Below are 23,737 nucleotides of genomic sequence, written 5' to 3' on the forward strand. Positions count from 1 at the left end.
CGCAGCGAGGGGCCGCCCGCCGCGGCAGGGGGCACCGCCCAGCGGTAGCTGGGGGAGGCTGGTGTCACTGCGGCGTCGGGAGCAGGGCGCCCCCTTTGAAGACAGGCCCTAGCTCTCGGCCTGGTCGCGGGGGGCCAGGGAGGCGAATTCGCCGCGGTGGAAGAGGAGGGGGCCGGACCGGGCGGCGAGGTCGTCCGTGCCGAGGGCGCGGACGCGGCCCACGACCACGAGGTGGTCGCCGCCGGTGTGCACGGCGTGGACCGTGCAGTCGATCCACGCCGGGACGCCGGCGAGCCGCGGCGAGCCGGTCACCGGGGACGGCCGGTAGGGGACGCCCGCGAACTTGTCCGGCCGCCGGGAGCCGCTCACCGCGAAGCCACGGCACAGCTCGCCCTGGCCCGCCCCCAGGACGTTGACGCAGAAGACCCCGGCGCGGGCGATGCGCGGCCAGGTCGTGGAGGTGCGGGCGACCATGAAGGCGACCAGCGGCGGGTCGAGGGAGAGCGAGGAGAAGGACTGGCAGGCGAACCCGGTCGGGCCCGCCTCGTCGACGGCCGCGATGACCGTGACGCCGCTCGCGAAGTGGCCCAGGACCCGCCGGAACTCCGCCGGATCCAGCGGAAGGCGCTCGTCCGCGCCGACGGCGCGCAGGGCGGGGCGGCCTGGGCGGGGTGGCGCCGGGTCGGTGGGCGACAGGGGGGCGGGGTGCCGCGCGGCGGCGGTCGGCGAGCCGACCGAGCGCAGGTAGCGGACCGCGGTGGCTGCCATACCGGCGTGTCCCATCATGATTCCATTGAATCTGATGGGCTGTCAGATTGGAAGCCTCGGAGTGCAGGTGCCTGGACGGTCGCGCTTCAGCGGCCCCGGTACCGGGGCGCGCGGCGCTCCGTGAAGGCGCGGACGCCCTCGCGCGCGTCCGCCGTGGTCATGTTGATTTCCTGGGCCGCCGCCTCGGCGGCGAACGCGGCCGCGCGGTCGGCCCCCAGCGACTCGTTCACCAACTGTTTGGTGAGGGCGATGGCCCGGGTCGGGCCGCCGGCCAGGCGCTCGGCCCACTCGCGGGCGGTCCCGGCCAGATCGCCGTCCGGGACGACCCGGTTGACCAGGCCGATCCGCTCGGCCTCGGCGGCGGACAGCGCGTCGCCGAAGAACATCAGCTCCTTCGCCCGCTGCGGGCCCACCAGCCGGGGGAGGAGGTAGGCGCCGCCGCCGTCGGGCACCAGCCCGCGGCGTACGAAGACCTCGATGAACCGGGCCGACTCCGCGGCGAGCACCAGGTCGCAGGCGAAGGCGAGATGGGCGCCGAGCCCCGCGGCGGTCCCGTTCACGGCGGCGACGACCGGCTTCTCGCAGTCCAGCACGGCGGCGATCAGCCGCTGCGCCCCGCGCCGGATCAGCCGGGCCACGTCGCCGGCGACCCGCTCCTGCTCGCCGGTGCCGGTGTCTGTACCGGCACTGGCGCCCGCGCTCGTGCCCGTCCCCGGGGTCGGCCGGCCGCCGCCGCGCAGGTCGGCGCCCGCGCAGAAGCCCTTGCCGGTGGCGGTGAGCACGACGGCCCCGACCGCCGGGTCGGCGGAGGCGTCGTCGAAAAGGGAAATCAGGCGTTCGCGCTGGTCAGGGGTGATGGCATTCATCGCGGCCGGGCGGTTCAGGGTGATCCAGGCCACTCCGTTGTCAGTGGCGTGCCGTACAACGGACTCAGGTGATTCTTCGGGGGAGGACGTCATGGGTGAATTCCTCTGGGCAGGGGCTCGGATGGTGGTCCGGGCGCGCGGGCCGGGCTGCGTCTCAGCGGCACACGGCCAGCGCGTCGAGGGCCACCGCGCCCTGGCCCCGGGGCAGCACCATCAAGGGGTTGACGTCGAGTTCGGCGAGGTCGTCCCCGAGCTCCAGGGCCATCCGCTGGACGCGGAGGACGACCTCGACCAGGGCGTCCACATCGGCGGGCGGCATGCCGCGCACGCCGTCCAGCAGGGCGCGGCCGCGCAGTTCGGTGAGCATCGCGCGCGCCTGGTCCTCGCCGAAGGGCGGCACGCGGACGGCCGTGTCCCGCAGCACCTCGACGAGCACGCCGCCGAGACCGACGGTGACGGTCGGCCCGAAGAGGCTGTCGTGCGTGACGCCGACGACCATCTCCACCCCGCGTTCGACCATCTGGCAGACCAGCACGCCGTCCAGCTCGACGCCTTCGTAGCGGGCGATGTCGGTGAGGTCGCGATAGGTGTCGCGGACCTGGCTCGCGGAGGTGAGACCGAGCCTGACCAGGCCCAGTTCGGTCTTGTGGGCGAGCTGCGGGGCGGAGGCCTTCATGACGACCGGGTAGCCGACCAGGCCGGCGGCGCGGACGGCCGCCGCCGCGCTGGTCACCAGCTGCTCGCGCGGCACCCGGATGCCGTACGCCCGCAGCAGCTGCTTCGCGGCGTGCTCGCTCAGCCGCTCGCCAGGGCGCAGCAGTGCCTGGGCCTTGCGGACCGAGGGGGAGGGGGTGCGGGGGGCGTCGTCGAAGGGGGAGCGGTAGCTCGCCGTGAAGCGGTGGTGGTCCAGATAGGCGCGGACGGCGGTGATGCAGTTGGCGAAGGTCCGGAAGGTGGCGACGCGGGAGGAGCCGAGCAGGGTGGTGCGGTAGGCGGGCTCGGTGCCGACCGGCGAGCCCCACACCACGCACACCAGCTTGTCCGTGTGCTCCGCCGCGTCCACCAGGTCCTGCGCCAGCTTGTCGCTCATCGGGGGAAACGGCCCGGTGATGGGACAGATCAGCACGCCGACGGACGGGTCGGCGAGGATGGCGTCGATGATCTTCCGGCCGCGCCAGTCGCCGACGGGGTGGCCGCCGTTGTCGACCGGGTTGGCGACGCTGAGGTCCCCGGGTATCCACTGGTGGAGTTCGGCCTGCTTCTCGGGGGAGAGCGTGGGCAGCGGAAGCCCGGCGGCGGTCGCGAGGTCGGAGAAGTGGGCGCCGGTGCCCCCGGAGATCGAATAGACCACGACGCCCTCGGCGCGCGGCGGCCGGGCCCGGGCCAGCAGCGCGGCCGTGTCCTGCAGCTCGTCGAGGCCGTCGACCCGGATCACGCCGAACTGCCGCATGGCCGCGTCCACGACCGTGTCCGAGCCGGTCAGCTTGCCGGTGTGGGAGGCGGCCGTGCGGGCCCCGGTCTCGGTCCGGCCGACCTTGACGGCCACGACGGGCACCTTGGCGCGGGCGGCGCGGTCGGCGGCCAGCAGGAAGCTGCGCCCGTCCTTGAGCCCTTCCACGTACATCGCGATGGCGCCGACCTCGGGCCGGGAGGCGAAGTAGGAGATGAAGTCGGCGGTCTCCAGGTCGGCCTCGTTGCCGGTGGGGGCCCAGTGGCTGAGCCGGATGCCCAGCTCCTGGAGGGTGAAGACGGGGCGGCCCTGGTGGCCGGACTGGGTGATGAGGGCGATCGCCGGGCCTTCCAGGTCCTCGCGGAACTCCTCGAAGGCGTTGAGGTTGGTGTTGGGGCCCAGGAGGCGCAGCCCGCCCCGCCGTACGGCGGCGGACAGCCGGGCCTGGGCGGCGGCGCCCTCGGCGCCGGTCTCGGCGAATCCGGAGGCGAAGGCGACCGCGAACTTGACCTTGGCGGAGGCGAGTTCCTCGACGAGGGGGAGGGGGTCGCGGACGAGGAGGACGGCGAGGTCGACCGGTTCGGGCAGGTCGGCCACGGACGGGACGCAGGGGAGGCCGAAGACGGCGGGACGGGAGGGATGCACGGGGTGCAGGCGCGCGCCGACGCGCTCGGCCCAGGCGATCAGCTGCCGGGTGATGCCGGAGTTGGGGCGCCCCTCGGCATCGGAGGCACCGATGACGGCCACCGACTCGGGGCGGAAGAAGCGGTCGAGATCGGGGACGGTGGAATGCAGCGGGCGGCCGCTGACGTCCACGTCCTCGACGGCCGCCGACCTGCCGTGGACATGGACGGCGGGGCCGGGAGGCCGGCCGCAGGCGGCGACACGGGCGTGACGGGAGTTGGTGGTGAGGGTGCCGTGAGTCGATCCAAGCATCGGTATCCGCCACTCCTGCTCGTTGGCGACAAGCCAGATAACTGACGTCGAGTCAGATTACTCGGGAGTCAGATTAACGGAACTGACGGCCTGTCAGGAATGGGGGTGCGTGGACCAAACACAGGTGACGAGGGCCGCCCTCGGGGCGGTGAGGTGATGGTGCCCGGCGGATTCGGGGGTCACGCCGGGCGGGGGCGGCGATATCACGCCGTTGTGCGGTCGACGGCCCTGGCGATTTTGCGTGCGTCGATGGCGAGCTCGCGGAGCATGCCGCTGATCGGGTTCGTATAACCCGTGAAGTGCAGTCCCGGGGCGGAGGGGATCGTGCGCGGGCCGTGGGCCAGCGGTTTGCCCTGCCCGTCGAGCACGTCCAGGTGGCCGACCAGGTCCTCCAGGCCGCGCCGGTAGCCGGTCGCCGCGATCACGGTGTCGGGGCCGACGCGGGAGCCGTCGGCCAGCGCCACCTTGTCCTGCTCGAAGGACTCGACCGCCGCCACCACCTCCACCTTTCCCGTCCGGACCGCGTCGATGAGCCCGACATCCTGCACCGGTATCGCGCCTTGGCGCACCCGTGTGTACAGGCCGGTCTCCGGCCAGGGCAGCCCGCGCTCGCTCAGGTCCGGCATGGTGAGCCGGCACATCGCCCGGGCGGCCCGGTCCACCAGGGGCGCCGGGAGCCGCCGCACCAGGATGCCGGAGGCCTGCGTGGGCCAGCCCGCCGTCGAGCGCCGCAGGATGTGCGGGGCGGTGCGCACCGCCAGCCGCACCCGGGCCGCGCCGCCCTCCACGAGGTCGACCGCGATCTCGGCGCCCGTGTTGCCGACGCCGACGACCAGGACGTCCCGGCCCCGGTACGGGTCGGCGTTGCGGTAGCGGCTCGCGTGCAGCAGCTCGCCGGTGAAGGTGTCCCGGCCCGGCCAGTCGGGCACGCGCGGGGTGTGGTTGTGGCCGGTGGCCACGACCACGACGGGCGAGGTGGGCGTGCGCCCGCCGGTGGCCCGCAGCACCCAGCCCGCGCCGTCCGGCGCCCGGTCGATCCGCGAGACCTCGACCCCCGTGACGATCTCCAGCCGGTGGTGCTCGACGTACTGCTCCAGATAGCGCACCAGGTCGTCGCGGGCGACCCATCGCCCGTAGGCGCGCGGGATCGCGAGCCCGGGGAGGGCGGACATCCGGCGTGTGGTGTGCAGGTGCAGCCGGTCGTAATGGGCGCGCCAGGAGGCGGCGACCGCGTCCGACTTCTCCAGGACCACGGTTCGGATGCCGCGCTGGTGCAGGGCCGCCGCGGTGGCGAGCCCGCCCGGCCCGGCGCCGATCACGTACACGGGGGAGGAGTGCTCGGGGAAGGTCTCGGCCATGGGCGTGAGCGTAGTGAGGAAATTGGCAGGTTTCCGTCAAAACGATTCCGAATCGATTGCGGATCGGTCACGGCCCGCGCCGTGCGGCCTCTGGGGCGACCCCTTGCGCTCCCTGGCGTTCGTCCGGTGAACTGACATACCGTCAGACAGGGTGGTTGGCGGTTGGCGGTAGGTGGTTTCGGCGGACGAGAGGGGGAGCGGTGCGTACGATCTGGCTCGGCCCGCGGTGGCTGGAGAGCCGGCGGCACAATGCGCCGGAGGCCGGGGGGCTGTTCCTGTGAGCGCGCGCCCCGCGGGCGCCCCGCGCTTCGACCTGCCCGAGATCGACGGCTTCACCCACCCCTACTGGGACGCCGCCGCCCGGGGCCACCTGCTGATCCGCCGCTGCGCGGACTGCGGGCTGGCCCACCACTACCCCCGCGAGTTCTGTCCCCGGTGCTGGAGCGAGAGCGTCGGCTGGGAGCGGGCGAGCGGTCGCGCGACCCTCTACACGTGGTCCGTGGTGCACCGCAACGACCTGCCGCCGTTCGGCGCCCGCGTCCCGTACATCGCCGCCGTCGTGGAACTCGCGGAGGGGCCGCGCATGATGACCGAGCTGGTGGGGTGCACCGGTCAGGACCTGCGCGTGGGCATGGAGCTGCGCGTGGACTTCCGCACCCTGGCCGAGGACGCCCCGGACGTGGACGCCCTGCCCGAGGGCGCCCCGGACGTGGACGCCCTGGCCAAGGACTCCCCGGCCAAGGACTCCCCGGTCCAGGACGCCCCGGCCGTCCCCGTCTTCCGGCCCGCCCCCTGACCCCGGGCCATCACGGCCACAGCAACTCCCGCCGCCAGCCGCCGTCTTCGCCCTCCCCGGCGCGTCGGTAGCGCAGCCGTACGTGCCGCCGCCGCTCCTCCTCCTGGTAGAACTCGACCTCGTCCGCGGCCAGGACGTACAGGGTCCAGCTCGGCGCCGTCGCGTCCGGCTCCCGTTCCACCCGCTCCCGCGCCGCCTCGAAGGCGCGCACCAGCTCCTCGTACGAGCCCAGGACCTCGCTCTGCCGCCCGCCCCCGGCCAGCGCGGCGGTCAGCGCCGCCGGTGAGCGCCCGCGCAGATCCGCCGCGCTCTCCTCGGGGCCGGCCGCCGTGACCCGCCCGCCGATCCGCACCTGCCGTCCCTGCTCGGTCCAGTCGAAGCCCAGCGCCGCGTACGGGCGGACGGCCAGCTCGCGGCCCTTGCGGCTGGTGCGGTGGGTGCCGAAGTGCCAGCCCTGCTCGTCGGCGTCGTGCAGCATCACCGTACGCACGGACGGGCGGCCCTCCGCGTCGGCGGTGGCCAGCATCATGGTGTGCGGGCCAGGGACGCCCGCCTCGGCGGCCTCGCGCAGCCACCGCCGGAACAGCGGCAGCGGCTCGCGGGGTGCGGTCGCGGGGTCGAAGGCGGGCAGCTCGCCGCTCTCGCGCACGCGCAGTCCGCGCAGCAGCGCGCGGAAATCCTCGGCGGCCTTGTCGTCGGTTCCACCCATCGGGTTGCCCTGCCTCCTCACTCGTGCCGGATGCACAGGTGAGCAGGGTGGCACAGGGTGCGCCGCCCGTACGGCCGAAGGTCAGCCGTGTCCGACCGCCTGGGCTCCCCGACCACCTGGGCAGCCCCGACCGCCTCAGCCGTGCCCGGCCCCCTCAGCCGCGTCCGAGCACCACCGTCCCCGAGGAGCAGAACCAGCCGCCCGTCCCCGACGCCACGGCCAGCTCCGGCAGCCGTCCGCCCGCCTTGCGGACCTGCCGTCCGCCCGCCTCCCCGCGTAGCTGCCGCACGGCCTCGACCAGCAGGAACAGCCCGCGCATACCGGGGTGGCAGGCGGAGAGGCCGCCGCCGTCCGTGTTCGTCGGCAGCTCGCCGTCCAGCGTCAGCCGCCCCTTGCCCACGAACGCCCCGCCCTCGCCCTTCGCGCAGAAGCCCAGGTCCTCCAGGGTCACCAGCGTCATATAGGTGAACGCGTCGTAGAGCTCGGCCACATCGATGTCCGACGGCCCGACCCCCGCCCGCTCGAAGGCCTGCCGCCCGGAGGCCGCGGCCGGCGAGACCGTGAAGTCGTCCCACTCGGACATGGTGGTGTGCGAGATCGCGGTGCCCGCGCCCAGCACCCATACCGGAGGCTTCGCCGTGTCGGCCACGTACTCCTCGCCCGCCAGCAGCACGGCACAGCCGCCGTCGGAGCGGATGCAGCAGTGGAGTTTGGTGAAGGGGTCGGCGATCATCGGGCCGTCTAGCACCTCGTCCACCGTGATCGGGGTGCGGAACATCGCGTCCGGGTTGTGCGCGGCGTTCGCGCGCGCCTGTACGGCGACGTCCGCGAGCTGCTCGAGCGTCGTGCCGTACTGGTGCATATGGCGGCGCGCGGCCATCGCGTACTTGGCGACCAGCGTGTGGCCGTACGGGACCTCGAACTGCAGCGGTCCGCGCGCCCCGAAGGACAGGTTGGAGGTGCGGCGGCCCGCGCGGATGTCGGCGCGGGCGGTGGAGCCGTAGACGAGGAGCACGGCGTTCGCGTGGCCCGCGGCGATGGCGTCCGCGGCGTGGGCGGCCATGACCTCCCAGGTGGAGCCGCCGACGGACGTGGAGTCGGTCCAGGTGGGGCGCAGGCCGAGGTACTCGGCCACCTCGACGGGGGCCAGCGTGCCCAGCCCGGCCGACGCGAGGCCGTCGACGGCCGACCGGTCGAGCCCGGAGTCGGCGAGGGCGCGGCGGGCGGCCTGGGCGTGGAGGGCGTAGGGGGTCGCGTCGTCGACGCGGCCGCAGTCGGAGAGGGAGACGCCGACGACGGCGACCTTGCGGGCGCGCTTGCGCTTCGCTGCGGGCATGAATCTGACGGTACATCAGATACATCATCAGATGCATCGGGTGCGGGGTTGCAAGGGAACCCGTGTGCGGGGTGGGAAAGTGCGCGTCGACTTCCTAATATGACGGTCCGTCAGTAGCGGAGGTGCTTGCCGATGGACGCCGCGTTCACCGAGGAACAGGACGGGATCCGCCGTACGCTGCGCGGACTGCTGCGGGAGCGATGCGGTCCCGACGAGGTCAAGGCGGCGGTCCGCACCGCGCCCGGCCACGACCCCGCCCTGTGGCGCCTCCTCGCCCGGCAGCTCGGACTGCCCGGCCTGGCCCTCCCCCCGGAGGTCGGCGGCGTCGGCTGCGGGCCCACCGAACTGGCCCTCGCCTGCGAGGAGGCCGGGCGCGCGCTCCTCCCGTCCCCGCTCACGGCCACGGCGGTGCTCGCAGCGCCCCTCGTCGACCGGCTCGGTACGGGCCCCCAGCGCGCAGAGCTGCTGCCGCGCATCGCGGACGGAGAGCTGACTGCGGCGCTCGCGGTGCCCGGCGCGGAACTCGGCAGGGCACTCGGCCTGACCGGCGGGGACCGGGGCGGAGGCTGGGCGGGCGGCGGGCGCGCGGGGGGCGTGCAGGCGCGGGAGTGCGGTAAGGGTGGTGGTGAGGCGGGGAACTGGCGGCTGTACGGGCAGGTGGGCCAGGTCCTCGACGGGCACAGCGCCGGGCTGCTGCTCGTCGCCGCGCGCACGGGCGGCTATACGGGTGGGCGGACGCTGCTGTTCCTCGTACGGGCCGGGGCGCCCGGCCTGGCCCGTACGCGGCTGACCGCGCTGGACGAGACGCGGCCGCAGGGCCGGATCGAGCTGCGGGACGTAGCGGCCGAGCCGCTGGGAAATCCGGACGGCGGGGGCGGGGGCGGGGGCGCGGGGGGCGGCGTGGCGCCGGCGGATGCGCTGGCGCGGCTGGGCACGACGGCGGCCGCCGCGCTGGCCGCCGAGGCGGTGGGCGCGGCGGACGCCGCACTGGGGCGGACGGTCGAGTACGTGCGGACGCGCGAGCAGTTCGGCCGGCCGATCGGGTCCTTCCAGGCCGTCAAGCACCGGCTGGCGGAGGTGTACGTGAAGGTGGAGGAGGCGCGGTCGGCCGCGTACTACGCGGCGTGGGCCGCGGGTAGCGCCGCGGCGGCGAGCGGGCGGGGTCCGGACACCGGGGCGGCCGTCGCGAGCGGCCTCGCGCTGGCGACGGCGCTGGAGGCGCAGCTCGCCGCGGCCGGCGCGGCGGTGCAGCTGCACGGCGGCATCGGTTTCACCTGGGAACATGACGCGCACCTCTACGTCAAGCGGGCCGCCTCCGACGAACTGCTCTTCGGGCCCGTGCACCGGCTGCGGGCGCACGCGGCCGAGCTGGAGGGCCTGTTCGCGCAGCCGGACGGGTCCGGCGCGACCATCGACGGCCATCTGGGCTGGAAGGCGGTGACGGTGTGAAGGCGGACGAAGCGCGCCCGGGCCATGGGGTCCGGCTGATCCAGAAGGTCTCGTCCGGCCGGGCTTTTGCCAAGGTCGCGCCGCACGTCGTCCCGGCGCTCGACCGCGCCGTGCACCGGCTCACACGCGGCAAGGTGCTGCTGAGCGCCCGGATGCTGCCGGGCGTCATCCTGACGACGACGGGCGCGAAAAGCGGTCTGCCGCGGCGCACCCCGCTGGCCTGCATGCCGGAGGGCGACGGCACCTGGCTCCTGATCGGCAGCAACTTCGGCCGGCCGGGCCACCCGGCCTGGACCGCCAACCTGCTCGCCCACCCGGACGCCGAGATCAGCTGGAAGGGCCGCGACATCGCGGTCCGGGCGCGGCTGCTGGAGGGCGAGGAACGCGAGGAGGCCTGGGCGGCGGCGCTCCGCTTCTGGCCGCCCTACGCGGCGTACCAGGCGCGCGTGGAGCGCCGGATCCGGCTCTTCCGTCTGACGCGCGTGAACGCGTGAGGGCAGCGAGCGCGTGAGGCGGGTGACCGCGTCAGGCCGGTGACGCGCGTACCGCCGGCGCCGGATCGCTTCTGCGGCGCGCAGCGGCTGTTCAGGCGCGTGCGGCGCCGTCCGAAGGCGGGGCGGTGGCCGGGTGGTGCGCGCAGCGGGGTGGTGCGGGTGGAGCCCAGGGAGGGAGTGGTGCGCGCAGCGGCGTGGGGCCCGGGTGCGGGCTGCGGGGTGTGACGCGCGGGAGCGTGGTGCGGGCGCGGGCCGGGGAGTGGGCGGCGCGCGCGGCGGGGAGTGTGCGCGGGAGCGTGCTCCGGGCGCGGGCCCGAGGAACGAGCGGTGCGCGCGGGGCGGGAGCGTGGCGCCGGGCGCAGGTGGGGGCCGAGCGGAAGCGAGCCAGGAAGGCGGCCCCGGGGGGCGGGCCGGGGCGGGCCACTCGGGGGTGCCCGGTGGTCCGCCGGGGGGCGCGGGTTCCGCCGTGGGGGGTGACAGGACGTGCGGAACCGCGGAGCCGACCGACCCGCGCTGGTGGGCGAGCGGTACGGGGCCGAAGGGTCGGGCCCGGGCGCTCGCGACGCCGGCGCGCGTGATGCGTGTTACTTGGGGGGCTTTCTGCCGGTGAGACCGAGGTGGACCAGCAGCGTCAGGGCCGGCTTCAGCTCGGCCTGCTTGACGCCCCAGCTCTGGAAGCCCTTCTGGTGACCGGCGACCGCGGCCAGCATGGCGACGATCGCGCCCGCGACGGCCGCCGGGCTGACGTCCTTGTCGTACCGGCCCTTCGCCTGGAGTTCCTTGACGGCGTCGGTCAGGGAATTGGTCACGGCGTTGAGGATCTTCATGCGGATCTTGTAGAACCGCTTGTCCCCCTCCGCCGCGCCGAGATCGACCACGCGCAGGGTGGCGTCATGTTTGCGCCAGAAGGAGAGGAAGCCCTCGACGATCTCCTCCGCCGCCTGGGCCCCCGACTTCCCGGCCCATGAGCGCCCGGCGACCAGATCGGTCAGGCCCGCGCCCTCCTTCGCCATCTCCTCCGCGATCTCGAGGACGGCGCCTTCGACATCGGGGAAGTACTGGTAGAACGTCGCGGGCGAGGTGCCGGCCTTGCGGGCGACGTCGATGACCTTGACGTCTCGGTACGGGGATGTGCTGAGCATCTCGCCGAGGCAGTCGAGCAGCTTCTGCCGCGTCGCCTGCCCGCGGCGACCGGCGACCCGCCCGTCGACGGTGCGTACTTGTCCTGTCATGACGTCAGCTTACCGAGGGGTGATCGAAGCGCGATCCGGCTGCGTGCAAATGGGGCCCGCATCCCGCACGGGTCTCCCGGCACGGCGCTGATCAGCGAGAACGAGCGATCAAGAGCTGCCCGGGAGGCCGCCCGCCGGGCCATCCCCGGCTCACCCGTTCGAGTGGGGCCTATTATCAACAGGCTGTGGATAACTTCGGTGGACAGCGTGACGGCGGGGTCACTCAAGGGCATCGTCGGACGGCCTGAAATAGACGTTGGGGCTCCTTGCGGCGCGCGCCCTCGGCGGGCGCCTGCTCAATGACCCCGAATATGCGCCGTACGGGCGTTTCCCGGTGCTTGCGGACAATCGGGGCGTACTTTTCGCCGCCCTCGGCCCCTCGGCGGCGGGCCCCCGCGCACGGAAAGCGGAGCGTAGCGGGGCCGGGGGCGTGGAGTTCCACGAGGTGGAGGCCGGCCGGGCGGCGCGCCGTGACACGACGAAATCGCCCCCGGGTTCGCAACCGCCGCCTTCGCCAGAGAGAATGCAGGATGCGTGCCGCCGGTTGGTTTGTCGGTGAGACGCTGCAGCGGGGTTGTATTTTTCAAGCCCCACGGGGAGGTGGCAGGCAAGTGGTGGAGCAGCTGACGCAGCACGATCCGAGGCGTATCGGCCCGTTCGAGGTGCTCGGCCGGCTCGGCGCGGGCGGCATGGGGCTGGTCTATCTGGCGCGCTCGGCGTCCGGCCGGCGGGTCGCGATCAAGACGGTGCGCACCGAGCTCGCCGAGGACCAGCTGTTCCGTGTCCGCTTCACGCGCGAGGTGGAGGCGGCGCGAGCGGTCAGCGGCTTCTACACGGCCGCCGTCGTGGACGCCGATCCGCGCGCCGCGGTGCCGTGGCTGGCCACCGCGTACGTACCGGCTCCCTCCCTCGAGGAGATAGTCAATGAGTGCGGGCCGCTGCCGGCTCAGGCGGTGCGCTGGCTGGCGGCCGGGGTCGCCGAGGCGCTGCAGTCCATCCACGGCGCGGGCCTGGTCCACCGGGACCTGAAGCCGTCGAACGTGCTGGTCGTCGAGGACGGCCCGCGAGTGATCGACTTCGGTATCGCCTCGGGGGTCTCCAACACCCGGCTCACGATGACCAACGTGGCGGTCGGCACCCCGGCCTATATGTCGCCCGAGCAGGCGCGCGACTCGCGCAGCGTGACGGGGGCGAGCGACATCTTCTCGCTCGGCTCGACGCTGACCTTCGCGGCGACCGGGCACGCCCCGTTCCACGGCGCCAACCCGGTCGAGACCGTGTTCATGCTGCTGCGGGAGGGCCCGGATCTGACCGGCCTGCCGGACGAGCTGCGGCCGCTCATCGAGTCCTGCATGCAGATGGAGCCCGAGCGCAGGCCCTCCCCGGCCGATCTGCAGTCGCAGCTGGCCCCGCACCTGTTCGCCTCCAACGCCGAGGACAGCGGTACGGCCTCGGCCTGGCTGCCGGGCGGCGCGGTGGCGCTGATCGAGCGCAAGCGCAACGGGCGGAACCAGATCGCGCGCGCCGCGCGGGGCTCGGACGGCCGCCCCGGTGGCGACGGTGTGAGCGGCGACGGCGGGGGCCGGTCGGCCGTGCCGCTGCCGCCGGAGCGCCCGCCGACGCCCGCGCCGGGGTACGAGCCCGCGCGCGGGCCGGGCGCGGGGCGCGGCCGGCACAGCGCGCCTCCCGGCGCCTCCGGGTGGGAGCCCGTGGGCGCGGGCGACCCGCGCGGCGGCCTGCGCACCAACAACGCGAATCCGCCCCACCCGTCGAACGCCCCTCATCCGTCGAATGCCCCCCACCCGTCGAGCGCGCCTCATCCGTCGAGCGCGCCTCATCCGTCGAACCCGCCCGGCCCGCCCGGCCCGCTGAGCGCCATCGGCCCCGGGCGGCACGCCGCACCCGCGGCGGGGGCGCCGTCGGCCGCGCCGTCCGGGCCGCCTTCCGCGCAGGGGCCCACCGGACCCGCCGGCCCCGTCGGATCCACCGGACCCGCCGGCCCCGTCGGCTCCATCGGTCCTGGTCCCGCGGCCGTCGGCTCCGCGGGCCCGGCGCCCGCGGGCGCCGCGCCTGCCGGGGCCGACGCGTCGGTCCGCCTGCCCGGTTCCAAGGTGCCCATCGGCCCGGGCCCCCGGGCCACGGACGGGCGGGGCGCGCCGCAGCAGCACGAGACGGGCCCGGCCACCGGCTGGGTGCGGCCGCCGGGAGGCCATCCCGGCGGGGCCACCGGGGGCGAGGGCGGCATCGCGACGGCCGCCGTTCCGCCGCCGTCCTCCCCGCCCACCTCGGCCCCCTCGCCGGACGCCTCCGAGCCCCCGGGCGGGGGAGCGGCGCCCGGCCGTTGGCGCCCCTGGCGCTTCCGCATGTCCAACGACGTGTGGGGCACCCCGGCCGTGGCGGGCGACCTGCTGTACGTCACCTCCTTCGAGGTGCACGCGCTGGACGTGGCCACGGGCCGCCGGCAGTTCAAGACGCGCGACGTGGCCTGGGCCATGGCCGTCTCGAACGGCCGGATCCACGCCTCGGACGGGCCCACGCTGTACGCGCTGGACGCGGAGGACGGCGCCGAGCGGTGGCGGCTGTCCACGGACGGCTGGGTCTACTCGCTCAAGGTGGACCGCGGCACGGTGGTGACCGGCACGCGCGGCGGCGGCGTCCAGGCCTGGGAGGCCGCGAACGGCGAGCTGCTGTGGGAGATGCACGGCGCCCAGACCGACTTCGAGACCCCGGAGTCCGGGCCCGCCATCCACGACGGCACGGTCTTCGTGTGGGCGGACGCGCGGCTGCGCGCCCTGGAGGCGCGTACGGGGGTGGAGCGCTGGTCGTACCCGATCGGCGACGCGGCGTCCTGCGGCGGGGTGCCGGTCCGGCTGCTGTCGGCCCCCGACGGGGTGGTGTACGTCGCGGCGGGCACGCGCGTGCTGGCGATCGACATCGCGCGCGGAGAGGTGCGGTGGCGCTTCGAGGCGCCCGCCGTCTTCCTGTGCGCCCCCGCGTACGCGCCGGGGCCCGCGGTGACGGGCGGCGGCGTCTACATCGCGGACTACCTCGGCACGGTCTACGCCCTCGACGCGGCGAACGGCCGCGACCGCTGGCGGATCGCCACCGAGGCGCGCCAGTCGATCGAGCCGGTGCTGGTGGTGGACGGATCGGTGCACCTGGGCAGCGGCAGCGCGCTGTACACGCTGGACGCGGTCACCGGCACGCCGAAGTGGCGCTTCGCGGCGGGCGGCGAGGTCATCGGCTCCCCGGTGGTCGCGGACGGGCGGGTCCACTTCGGCTCGGCCGACCACTGCCTCTACACGGTCGACGCCGCGGGCGGCCAGCTGCGCTGGAAGCTCGCGACGGGTGGCGAGATCACCGGCTCGCCGGTGGCCGCGGGCGGCGTGGTGTACGCGTGCAGCAAGGACCGCTGCGTCTACGCGCTGGACGCGGTCAAGGGCACCGGGCAGTCGCGGGCGTCGGCCCGTCAGAGCTAGCTCGCGGCGCTCCTGGCGCCCGGCGGGAGAGCCGGCTCCCGGCGAGACGCAATGCTGTGTACCTGACAGCGCCTGCTACCGTGGCGGGCGCTGTCCCGGACCCGGTGGGGCCCGGGAGATCGACGCGGAATCGGGGGCTGGACACATGATGCGGCGTGGTCTGCGGCTGACGGCCGTGGTCGCGGTGGTGCTGGTGGCGCTCACCGGCTTCAAGAGCCGTGGCGGACGGCACGGTTCGGGCGGCGGAGGCGGCTGCTCCAACTCCAGCTCCAGCTCCCACCACTCCAGCTCGGGCTCCGGCTCCGGCGGCTACTCCGACTCCGACGACTACAACTCCTCGACCGGCTCCTCCGGCGCGGACTCGGGCGGCTACCGCTACAACGACCGCTACGACAGCAACGACTCCTCGTCGAGCAGCGGTTCCTCGTCCGGCTCCGCCAAGTCGGACCGGCCCGTGTCGACCGCGACCGTCGTCAGGTGCGCCGGCAAGGACAAGAGCGGCGATCCGGCCGCGACGGTGAAGGTGCGCAACGACACGGGCACGTCCCGGACGTTCGTCGTCGAGATGGAGTTCCGCGACAAGCAGGGGGCGAAGGTGACCTCGGGCAGCGCGTACGCCCGCGTCCCCGCGAAGAAGACGAAGAGCGTGAAGGTTCTTCTGGATGATCCCGGGGTTGTGGGAACCGTAGTGACGTGTGAGGTCGTCTCCGTCGACTGAAAGGGCCGTGCCGCTGAAACGGCCGTGCCGCAGCCCCTCTTGAGGTGACGTCGGGGGAGGGGACTCCCCTGCGTAGGGTGGCGTGCACTCGTCAATGGCTCGGGTCGACTCATATCTGTCTTTTCATCGGGGGTAATTCATGCATCGCCGCTCCATGCGCCTTGTCGCCGTCGCCGCGATCGGGTTGTTGGCCCTGACCGGCTGCGGCAAGAAGGGCAGGCACAGCAGCGGGTCCGGCGGCTTCGTCTCCGGCGGCGCGGGCGACGCGCCGCTGTCCACCCCCAGCGGGCTCCCGACCGATCTGCCGACGGGCCTCCCGTCGGGGGTCCCGTCGTACACCCCCGGCTACACCCCGTCGTACACGCCGTCGCCGTCGTACAGCTACTCCACGGCGCCCAGCTACGACACGGACGCCAGGAACGACATCTCCGCCAGCGGCTGCGACTACAACGAGTCGACCAGCTCTCTCGAGTACACGCTGACCGTCAACAACAACGAGACGCAGTCCATGCGCTTCTCGATCAGCATCGTCTGGAACGACAACGCCGATCAGGGCCTACTCGGCTCGGACTACCAGTCCGTCACCGTGGCGCCCGGCAGCAGCCAGACGGTGAAGGCCACCTCGTACCGCACCCTCTACAAGGCGACCACCTTCACCTGCAAGATCCAGTCGGCCTACAAGTTCGCGAACTGACACGCTGTTCCCACCCACCCTCACCGCCTGCGGAACCCGGGCGTACGGGCGGCGAACAGCCCGGCCTGGCGCTCCGGCGGCAGGTTCCCCAGCGCGATGAGGTGCGGGGCCTGCGCCAGGGCCTGGGCCAGGGTCGCCTCCTTGGCCGCCCACACCGCACGTACCGTCCCCTGCACGGCCGCCGTCGGATACGACGCGATGACGGCGGCGGCGCGCAGGGCGGCGGCGACCGGGTCGGCGCCGGCCTCCGTCACCTCGCTGACCAGGCCGATCTCATACGCGCGCCGGGCCGTGAGCCGCTCGGCGGTGCCCATCAGCGCCATCCGGGCGACCTCGCCCATCGGCATGCGCTGCGCCATGTAGACCGCCTCGTAGGCGCTGACCATGCCATAGCTGGTGTGCGGGTCGAAGAACGTGGCGTGCTCGGCGGCGACGATGAACTCGGCCTCGCCCAGCAAGTAGAACGCCCCGCCGCAGGCCATGCCGCCGACCGCGGCGACGACCGGCTTCCACAGGTCGTTCGCCTTGGGGCCGATGGTCAGCAGCGGATCGTCGACCGAGTACGGCGAGGGCGGCTGGGCCACCCGCACCGCGCGGTCGATGCCGGTGCAGAAGGCGCGGTCGCCCGCCCCGGTGAGCACCACGGCCCGCACGGACTCGTCGAACCGGAAGCCGCGCCAGACGGCGGCCAGCTCCTCGGCCGTCTCCAGGTCGATGGCGTTGTGCCGCTCGGGCCGGTCGAGCGTGACGACCGCGACGCCGCCGTCCTCGACCCGCGTCCGCACCGTCATGACCGCTCCAGGTCCCGCGTTCGCACCGTCATGACCGCTTCTCGACCCGCGTTCGCACCGTCATGGCCGCTCCAGTACCCAGCGCGGCACCGTGATCCCGCCCGCCACCTCGTGGAAGACCGCCTTCACCGGGGCGTTGATCCGGATCCGGGCCGGGTCGACCGAGTCGAGGGCGGCGTCGGCGGCGGCGACCAGGTTGCCCACCAGCCGGACCCGGGGGGCGTCCGCGAGTTCGACGAGGATCACGTTGTACGGCGCCCGCGCGGCGTACGCGGGCAGCAGCGGCGGGTGCGGCACGACGTAGGACCAGATCCGGCCACGGCCGCTGGTCCGGATCCACTCGCTCGCGAAGGACTGGCAGTGCGGGCAGCAGGGGCGGGGCGGGAAGCGCGGCTCGCGGCAGTCGGCGCAGGCCTGGACGCGCAGTTCGCCGCGCGCCGCGTACGTGAAGAACGGCGCCCCGTCGTCGTCGGGCACGGGCGCGAGAAGCCCCTCTTGCCCCTCTTGCCCCTCACGCCTCTCGTCCGTCTGTGTCATCTCCTGGATCAACTCCTCAACTCCTCAGTTCCGCAGCAGCAGGGCCGAGGTGGGCACCCCCTCGCCCGCCGTGACCAGACAGGTCGCGGCGCCCGGCACCTGCGCGGTGCCGGTTCCGCGCAGCTGTCTGACCCCCTCGGTGATGAGGTTGAACCCGTGGACGTACGCCTCGCTGAGGCCGCCCCCGCCGGTGTTGAGCGGCAGTCGCCCGCCGATCTCCAGCGCGCCGCCCTCCGTGAAGGCGGCCCCCTCGCCGCGGGCGCAGAAGCCGTAGCCCTCCAGGGACAGCGGGATCAGCGGGGTGAAGGCGTCGTAGATCTGGGCCACGTCCACGTCCTGCGGCCCGAAGTCGGCCGACTTCCACAGCTGGCGGGCGGCGGTCCAGGCGGGCCCGGTGAGCGGGTCGTCGTTCCAGTAGTTGACCATGCCGTGGTGTTGGGCGGGCAGGCCCTGTGCCGCGGAGTGGACGTACACCGGCCGGCGCCGGCAGTCGCGGGCCCGCTGCGCGGAGACGACGACGCAGGCCAGCGCGCCGTCGGTCTCCAGGCAGTTGTCGAAGAGGCACAGCGGCTCGCTGATCCAGCGGGCGGTCATGTACATCTCGCGGGTCAGCGGGCGCTCGTACATCATCGCGGCCGGGTTCTGGTTGGCCCGGTTGCGGCAGGCCAGCGCCACATTGAAGAAGTGGTCGCGGGTGGCGCCGTACTCGTGCATGTAGCGGCGGGCCAGCATGCCGATCTCGTCGGCCGGCCGCAGCAGCCCGTACGGCCGGGTCCACTGCGCGGGGGTGGGCAGCTGCACGCGGGTGTCCGTCCACGGGCGCGGGCCGCTGCCGCGCTTGCGCGAGCGCCAGGCCACCCCGACGCTCGCCTGGCCGGTGGCGATCGCGGCGGCCAGGTGCGCGACGGTGGCGCAGGAGCCGCCCCCGCCGTAGCCGACCTTGCTGAAGAAGGTCACATCGCCGGCGCCGATGGCCTTGGCGACCTCGACCTCGTCCGTCTCCTCCATGGTGTACGAGGCGAAGGCGTCCACCTCGGAGGGGGCGATGCCGGCGTCGTCGAGCGCGGCGAGGATCGCCCGGCAGGCCAGGGTCTTCTCGGACTCGGGGAGGCGTTTGGCGAAGGGGGTCTGGCCGATGCCGGCTATCGCTGTCGCGTCTTTCAGGGTCGCCCCCATCGCCACCTCCGTGGTCGCGGCCGGTCACCGGTGCGTCGGGCATTGGCGCATCGGCGTCGGCGCATTGGCGCATCGGCGCAGCGCTGCGTCTCGCGCATCGGTACTGACAGCCGGGAAGGCTACCGCTAATCTGACGGACAGTCAGCTACGCGGTGCCGGATTGCGGGAGGCGACCCGATGCGCGAGACCATCCCGGCGCTGGTGCGGACGGCGGCGCGGCGGTACGGCGAGGCCGAGGCCGTCGTGGAGGGCCGCACCCGGATCTCGTACGCGGAGCTCGGCGAGCGCGTCGAGCGGGCCGCGGCGGCCTGCCTCGCCTCGGGCGTCGAGCCGGGCGACCGGATCGCGATCTGGGCGCCCAACACCGCCGACTGGATCGTCGCCGCGCTCGGGGCGGTCACGGCGGGCGCGGTGCTCGTCCCCGTCAACACCCGCTTCAAGGGCGCCGAGGCGGCGTACGTCCTGCGCCGCACCCGCGCCACGCACCTGTTCGTCACCGGCACCTTCCTCGGCACCTCGTACGTGGCCTCGCTGCGCCGCGCGGCGGGTGAGGGGCCGGGCCGCGGCCCCCTCCCCGGCCTGCCCTATCTCCGCGACGTGATCGTGCTCGCCGACGACGCCCCCGCCGACTTCCGCACCTGGAAGGACTTCCTCGCCGCGGGCGAGTCCACGCCCGCCGAGGCGGTACGCGCCCGGGCCGCCGCCGTACGCCCCACCGACCCCTCGGACATCACCTTCACCTCCGGCACCACCGGCCATCCCAAGGGCGTGGTGATCACCCACGCCCAGACGCTGCGCGTCTACACCACCTGGAGCGAGATCACGGGCCTGACGGAGGGCGACCGCTACCTCATCGTCAACCCCTTCTTCCACACCTTCGGCTACAAGGCGGGCGTCATCGCCTGCCTGACGCGCGGCGCGACGATGGTTCCGCAGTCGGTCTTCAACGTGGACACGGCCCTCGCCAACATCGCGGCCGAACGCATCAGCGTCCTCCCCGGCCCGCCCACCCTCCACCAGGCCCTGCTCGACCACCCGGCCCGCGCCGCGCACGACCTGTCCACCCTGCGGCTGGTCGTCACCGGCGCCGCCGTCGTCCCCCTCACCCTGGTCGAACGGCTCCGCTCCGAACTCCGCGTCGACACCGTCCTGACCGCCTACGGCCTCACCGAGGCCTCCGGCACCGTCACCATGTGCCGCCGCGGCGACCCGCCCGACGTCGTCTCCGCCACCTCCGGCCGCGCCCTCCCCGACACCGAGGTCAAGGTCGTCCGCCCCACCGGCGCGGAGCTGCCCCCGGGGCAGCCGGGCGAGGTCTGGGTGCGCGGCTACCACATCACCCGCGGCTACTTCGAGGACCCCGTCGCCACCGCCCGGGCCATCACCCCGGACGGCTGGCTGCGCACGGGCGACGTGGGCGTGCTGGACGCGGACGGCAATCTGCGGATCACCGACCGCGTGAAGGACATGTTCATCGTGGGCGGCTTCAACGCGTACCCGGCGGAGATCGAGCAACTGATCGCCCGCCACCCCGACATCGCGGACGTCGCGGTCATCGGCGTTCCGGACCCGCGGCTGGGGGAGGTGGCCAAGGCGTACGCGGTGCGGCGCGCGGGCTCCACGCTGACCGCCGACGACCTGATCGCCTGGTCGCGGCGGGAGATGGCCAACTACAAGGTGCCGCGGCAGGTCGAGTTCCTGACGGAGCTGCCGCGCAACGCGAGCGGGAAGGTGCTCAAGACGCGGCTGCGGGGGCGGTGACGAGTCGGCGGGGGATCAACCGAGCAGGGTCAGGAGCTGCTCGGCGAACTCCTTCGGGTGTTCCGTGGGGCCCACGTGCCCGCCGGGGAACTCCTCGAACTCACCGCCGACCCGCTCCGCCAGCCGCCGGGCCGGCCCGTACAGCGCCTCCTGCTCGCGCGAGTCCCGGCCCGCGGCGAGCACCAGCCGGCCGGCGGCGGCGTGGCGCAGGGCGGCGACGTCCGGGACGGTGGCGGTGAACGGGCACAGCACGTGTTCCAGGAAGACGGGCAGGTTGGCGTGCATACGGGCGGCCATCTCCTGGATCTCGGGCGGCAGTTCGGCCGGCCGCTCCCCCGGCCGCCCCCCGAGCCCCTCGCTGAACCGCGCCATTGCCGGGCCGACCCCGTCCGCGCGGAGCGTCTCGCGCACCCCGGCGAAGAGGCGGCGGTGCGGGGCGGGGTCGTCCAGGACCTCGACCAGCGGCGGCTCGTGGGCGACCACGCGCCGCAGCCGTTCGGGGTGGCGGGCCAGCAGGTCGAGGGCGACGACGGCGCCCGAGCTGCATCCGAGCACGGAGGCGGGCTCGTCCGGCGAGAGCAGCTCGATCAGCCGGCGCGCGTCGTCGCTCCACACGTCCACCCGCTGGTCGGTGAGCGGGCCGTCGAGGGGGCTGCGGGAGAAGCCGCGGGGGTCGTAGGAGGCGACGGTGCGGTGGGCGGCGAGGTCGTCCGCCATGCCCGCGTAGAGCCCGGCGTCGGCCGCGCCGCCGGGGATCAGCAGCAGGAGGGGGCCGCTGCCGCGCGTCTCGTAGTGGAGGGTGGCGCCGGGCACTTCGAGGGTTCCGGTCGTGGGTGTGGGTGCGGGCATGGCTCGGTCGCCTCTCTTTCCTAGGGCTTCTAGGTTCAACCTAGCAGCCCTAGGTTTGGAGGGCCGGGGAATTTCTTTCGGGCCTGTTCAGGCCGTCCTGATCCAGGTGCCCAGCGCGTCGTGCAGCCCGTCGGGCGTGGTGCCCTGCCAGGCGACGTAGCAGTCGGGCCGGAGCAGCAGCGCGGTGTCGAGTTCCGGCACGGTCACGGTGTCGACGTACGGCGCCCAGGGGCCCGCGTCGAGGGTGCCGGTGGGGTCCAGCAGCAGGGGGCGGCCGGCACGGGTCGCCTCGCGCAGGCCCGGCAGGTCCGGCGCCCACCGGCCGACGAGCGGCCCGGTCGCCGGGCCCATGTCGTACGTGATGTCCGCGCCGGACATCAGATCCGCGATGTGCTGCCGGGACGCGGGCTGGGCGAGCAGCTCGCCGAACAGCTCGCGCAGCGCCGTGACCTGGCCGCCCGGCTGGACCAGCAGCGACTGCGCCTGGGTGTGCATGGCCACGCGCCGCGCCGCCGGGGCCCGTTCCGACTCGTAGGTGTCCAGCAGTCCCTCCGGCGCGTGGCCGCGCAGCTCCGCGGCCAGCTTCCAGCCGAGGTTCACCGCGTCCTGAAGGCCCAGGTTGAGCCCTGGCCCGCCGATCGCCGAGTGCACGTGCGCGGCGTCCCCGAGCAGCAGGACGCGGCCCGCGCGGTAGTGCTCCGCGATCCGGGTGTTGCCGCCGAACAGCCGCCTCATCACATGCGGCCCCGGCCCGGTCGGCGGGGCCAGCGGCACGTCTGCGCCGAGCACCCGGGAGGCGCTGGCCCGCAGCTCGTCCAGGGAGGCCTCGCCCTCGGCCGGCTGGTCCCACTCCATCGTGGTGATCACCGGGTCGCGGTCCGGGAACGGCGCCCAGGCGATCAGGCCGCGTTCGGTGCGCAGGTGCTGGAACGGCGGTACGGTGCCGAAGCCGGGCACGACCAGGCCGCCATCGGCACCGACCATGCCCGGGTCCACGCTCACCTGCCCCGTGCGCGACACCGAGTCGTCGGCGGTCACGCCGGGGAAACCGATCCCGGTGAGCTTGCGGACCGCACTGCGCCCGCCGTCGGCGCCGACCAGGAACGCCGCCTCCACCGGCTCCCGGCCGCGCAGTTCGACCGTCACCGACTTCTCGTCCTGCGTCAGGCCGATGACCTCGTGGTCGCGGCGTATCTCGATGCCCAGTTCGGCGGCGCGCTCGGCGAGCATCCGCTCGATCCGGCGCTGCGGCACCATCAAGGTATAGAGCGGGTTGTCCGGCAGGTCGCTCAGGTCGAGCGGGAACGCGCCGAACACGTAGCCGGACACCGGCTCGGGCGTGGCCCCGGGCCCGGCCAGCCGCTCGTACAGGCCGCGCCGGTCGAGCATCCGCACGACCTGGCCGACCAGGCCGTTGGCGCGCTGCTCGGTGGACGGTTCGGTGAAGCGTTCCAGGACGAGCGGGCGGATGCCGGCCAGGGCGAGTTCGCAGGCGAGCATCAGGCCGTTGGGTCCGGCGCCCGCGATGGCGACGTCGATCATGAGCAGGGTCCTTTTCGGGTGGATGCGGGAAGATTCAGGGCAGGGCGTATCGGCCCGGCTGCGTGCCAGGCTTTACGTGTATGTGCGTGCGCGTGTTGGGGGTCTAGAGGGTCAAGGGGCCTGGAGGGTGAAGGGGCCTGGAGGGTCTAGGGGCCTGGAGGGTCTAGGGCCCTGGAGGGTCTAGGAGTTCGGCGCGGGCAGCCCGGCGGCGAGCTGGGCGAGGGCGTCCGTGAGCAGGCCGCTCACCGGCACCGGCGGGTCGCTGCGGAGGTGGTGGGCCATGGCGGCGTTCGTCACGGCCATCAACGCGGACGCGGCGAGGTGCGGATAGAAGTCCTGGCGCGGATCGGTGCCGGTGCGGTCGGCGATGGCCGCGGCGATCTCGGCCTCGGCGATGGCCCCGGCCCGCAGCATCTCGCCCTGCACGGCCGGTTCGGCGAGCACCACGCGCACCCCCGCCGTCCACCGCGCCGCGTCGGTGACCGGATGGGCGGCCACCGCGGCGTCGGGTCCGAACCGGGACAGCACGGCGCGGAGGACCGCGTCCCACAGCGGCTCCGCCGGGCGCTCGCGCAGCGCCTCCGCGACGCCCAGGCACCGGTCGAGGTGGCGGGCGGCGATCGCCTCGGCCTTACTGGAGAAGTAGTTGTTGAACGTGCGCGGCGAGACCCCCGCGGCCTCGGCGATGTCCTCCACCTTGACGTGGTCGAAGCCGCGCTCGACGGCCAGCCTGATCGCGGCCCAGCTCAGCGCCGCACGTGTCTCGGCCTTCTTGCGCTCTCGCAGCCCCATGTCG

Annotated in this window: 20 protein-coding genes; 7 read left to right on the forward strand and 13 right to left on the reverse strand. The window is 74.1% G+C overall.

Features of this window, described 5'->3' with window-relative positions; all coding sequences use genetic code 11:
• Positions 1 to 108: 108 nt before the first annotated feature.
• From BBH68_RS16700 to BBH68_RS16715, 4 genes are all read right to left on the reverse strand, one after another.
• A complete protein-coding gene (locus BBH68_RS16700; RefSeq protein WP_065963365.1) occupies positions 109 to 768 on the reverse strand; it encodes a flavin reductase family protein in 660 nt (219 codons plus the stop codon).
• An 86-nt stretch (positions 769 to 854) separates the two neighbouring features.
• Positions 855 to 1,727 carry an enoyl-CoA hydratase/isomerase family protein gene (locus BBH68_RS16705; RefSeq protein WP_065963188.1) on the reverse strand — a complete coding sequence of 291 codons (873 nt, stop codon included), beginning with the start codon at positions 1,725 to 1,727 and terminating at the stop codon, positions 855 to 857.
• Positions 1,728 to 1,788: 61 nt separating this feature from the next.
• The gene (locus BBH68_RS16710) at positions 1,789 to 4,020 is read right to left on the reverse strand and encodes an acetate--CoA ligase family protein (RefSeq protein WP_065963190.1); all 2,232 of its coding nucleotides are present in this window, start codon (positions 4,018 to 4,020) and stop codon (positions 1,789 to 1,791) included.
• Positions 4,021 to 4,223: 203 nt separating this feature from the next.
• Entirely contained in the window at positions 4,224 to 5,378 is a 1,155-nt protein-coding gene (locus tag BBH68_RS16715; RefSeq protein WP_065963191.1) for a flavin-containing monooxygenase, read from the reverse strand.
• Positions 5,379 to 5,655: 277 nt separating this feature from the next.
• Here BBH68_RS16715 and BBH68_RS16720 point away from each other — a divergent pair, with 277 nt between their 5' ends.
• The gene (locus tag BBH68_RS16720; protein WP_079151024.1) at positions 5,656 to 6,174 is read left to right on the forward strand and encodes a Zn-ribbon domain-containing OB-fold protein; all 519 of its coding nucleotides are present in this window, start codon (positions 5,656 to 5,658) and stop codon (positions 6,172 to 6,174) included.
• A 10-nt stretch (positions 6,175 to 6,184) separates the two neighbouring features.
• Here BBH68_RS16720 and BBH68_RS16725 read toward each other — a convergent pair whose 3' ends face one another.
• Together BBH68_RS16725 and BBH68_RS16730 are read right to left on the reverse strand one after the other, a co-directional pair.
• Entirely contained in the window at positions 6,185 to 6,883 is a 699-nt protein-coding gene (locus tag BBH68_RS16725) for a pyridoxine/pyridoxamine 5'-phosphate oxidase (protein WP_065963192.1), read from the reverse strand.
• Positions 6,884 to 7,037: 154 nt separating this feature from the next.
• Positions 7,038 to 8,219, reverse strand: a complete 1,182-nt coding sequence (locus tag BBH68_RS16730; RefSeq protein ID WP_065963194.1) for a thiolase C-terminal domain-containing protein — start codon at positions 8,217 to 8,219, stop codon at positions 7,038 to 7,040.
• Positions 8,220 to 8,351: 132 nt separating this feature from the next.
• Between BBH68_RS16730 and BBH68_RS16735 the strand changes: the two genes are divergently transcribed.
• Both BBH68_RS16735 and BBH68_RS16740 read left to right on the forward strand, forming a co-directional pair.
• The gene (locus BBH68_RS16735; protein WP_065963196.1) at positions 8,352 to 9,668 is read left to right on the forward strand and encodes an acyl-CoA dehydrogenase family protein; all 1,317 of its coding nucleotides are present in this window, start codon (positions 8,352 to 8,354) and stop codon (positions 9,666 to 9,668) included.
• The gene (locus tag BBH68_RS16740) at positions 9,665 to 10,162 is read left to right on the forward strand and encodes a nitroreductase family deazaflavin-dependent oxidoreductase (protein ID WP_065963197.1); all 498 of its coding nucleotides are present in this window, start codon (positions 9,665 to 9,667) and stop codon (positions 10,160 to 10,162) included. Before BBH68_RS16735 ends, BBH68_RS16740 begins: the two co-directional genes overlap by 4 nt.
• A gap of 584 nt (positions 10,163 to 10,746) precedes the next feature.
• On the opposite strand, the gene BBH68_RS16745 is transcribed toward BBH68_RS16740, so the two are convergent.
• Entirely contained in the window at positions 10,747 to 11,394 is a 648-nt protein-coding gene (locus tag BBH68_RS16745; protein ID WP_065963199.1) for a TetR family transcriptional regulator, read from the reverse strand.
• Between the two features lie 611 nt (positions 11,395 to 12,005).
• Here BBH68_RS16745 and BBH68_RS16750 point away from each other — a divergent pair.
• The 3 genes from BBH68_RS16750 (at position 12,006) to BBH68_RS16760 (ending at position 16,285) form a co-directional block, all read left to right on the forward strand.
• On the forward strand, positions 12,006 to 14,873 hold the full coding sequence (locus BBH68_RS16750; protein ID WP_065963202.1) for a serine/threonine-protein kinase: 2,868 nt from the start codon (positions 12,006 to 12,008) through the stop codon (positions 14,871 to 14,873).
• Between the two features lie 145 nt (positions 14,874 to 15,018).
• Entirely contained in the window at positions 15,019 to 15,591 is a 573-nt protein-coding gene (locus tag BBH68_RS16755) for a hypothetical protein (RefSeq protein WP_065963203.1), read from the forward strand.
• 154 nt (positions 15,592 to 15,745) lie between these two features.
• The gene (locus BBH68_RS16760) at positions 15,746 to 16,285 is read left to right on the forward strand and encodes a hypothetical protein (RefSeq protein ID WP_245738083.1); all 540 of its coding nucleotides are present in this window, start codon (positions 15,746 to 15,748) and stop codon (positions 16,283 to 16,285) included.
• A gap of 20 nt (positions 16,286 to 16,305) precedes the next feature.
• Here BBH68_RS16760 and BBH68_RS16765 read toward each other — a convergent pair whose 3' ends face one another.
• From BBH68_RS16765 to BBH68_RS16775, 3 genes are read right to left on the reverse strand one after another with little or no spacing between them, the layout of a single operon-like run.
• A complete protein-coding gene (locus BBH68_RS16765; RefSeq protein WP_065963208.1) occupies positions 16,306 to 17,076 on the reverse strand; it encodes an enoyl-CoA hydratase/isomerase family protein in 771 nt (256 codons plus the stop codon).
• A 60-nt stretch (positions 17,077 to 17,136) separates the two neighbouring features.
• On the reverse strand, positions 17,137 to 17,613 hold the full coding sequence (locus BBH68_RS16770; protein ID WP_065963366.1) for a Zn-ribbon domain-containing OB-fold protein: 477 nt from the start codon (positions 17,611 to 17,613) through the stop codon (positions 17,137 to 17,139).
• Positions 17,614 to 17,637: 24 nt separating this feature from the next.
• Positions 17,638 to 18,789, reverse strand: a complete 1,152-nt coding sequence (locus BBH68_RS16775) for a lipid-transfer protein (protein WP_065963212.1) — start codon at positions 18,787 to 18,789, stop codon at positions 17,638 to 17,640.
• Between the two features lie 177 nt (positions 18,790 to 18,966).
• On the opposite strand from BBH68_RS16775, the gene BBH68_RS16780 reads away from it, so the two are divergent.
• Positions 18,967 to 20,550, forward strand: coding sequence for a FadD3 family acyl-CoA ligase (locus tag BBH68_RS16780; protein WP_065963215.1), 1,584 nt, complete (start codon positions 18,967 to 18,969; stop codon positions 20,548 to 20,550).
• A 15-nt stretch (positions 20,551 to 20,565) separates the two neighbouring features.
• Here BBH68_RS16780 and BBH68_RS16785 read toward each other — a convergent pair whose 3' ends face one another.
• From BBH68_RS16785 to BBH68_RS16795, 3 genes are all read right to left on the reverse strand, one after another.
• Positions 20,566 to 21,399 carry an alpha/beta fold hydrolase gene (locus tag BBH68_RS16785; RefSeq protein ID WP_065963217.1) on the reverse strand — a complete coding sequence of 278 codons (834 nt, stop codon included), beginning with the start codon at positions 21,397 to 21,399 and terminating at the stop codon, positions 20,566 to 20,568.
• A gap of 87 nt (positions 21,400 to 21,486) precedes the next feature.
• Complete coding sequence (locus tag BBH68_RS16790) at positions 21,487 to 22,941, reverse strand: FAD-dependent monooxygenase (RefSeq protein WP_065963219.1); 1,455 nt, start codon at positions 22,939 to 22,941, stop codon at positions 21,487 to 21,489.
• A gap of 180 nt (positions 22,942 to 23,121) precedes the next feature.
• The gene (locus BBH68_RS16795; protein WP_065963222.1) at positions 23,122 to 23,733 is read right to left on the reverse strand and encodes an acyl-CoA-like ligand-binding transcription factor; all 612 of its coding nucleotides are present in this window, start codon (positions 23,731 to 23,733) and stop codon (positions 23,122 to 23,124) included.
• Positions 23,734 to 23,737 lie beyond the last annotated feature (4 nt).

Source organism: Streptomyces sparsogenes, from assembly GCF_001704635.1.
GTDB lineage: Bacteria > Actinomycetota > Actinomycetes > Streptomycetales > Streptomycetaceae > Streptomyces > Streptomyces sparsogenes.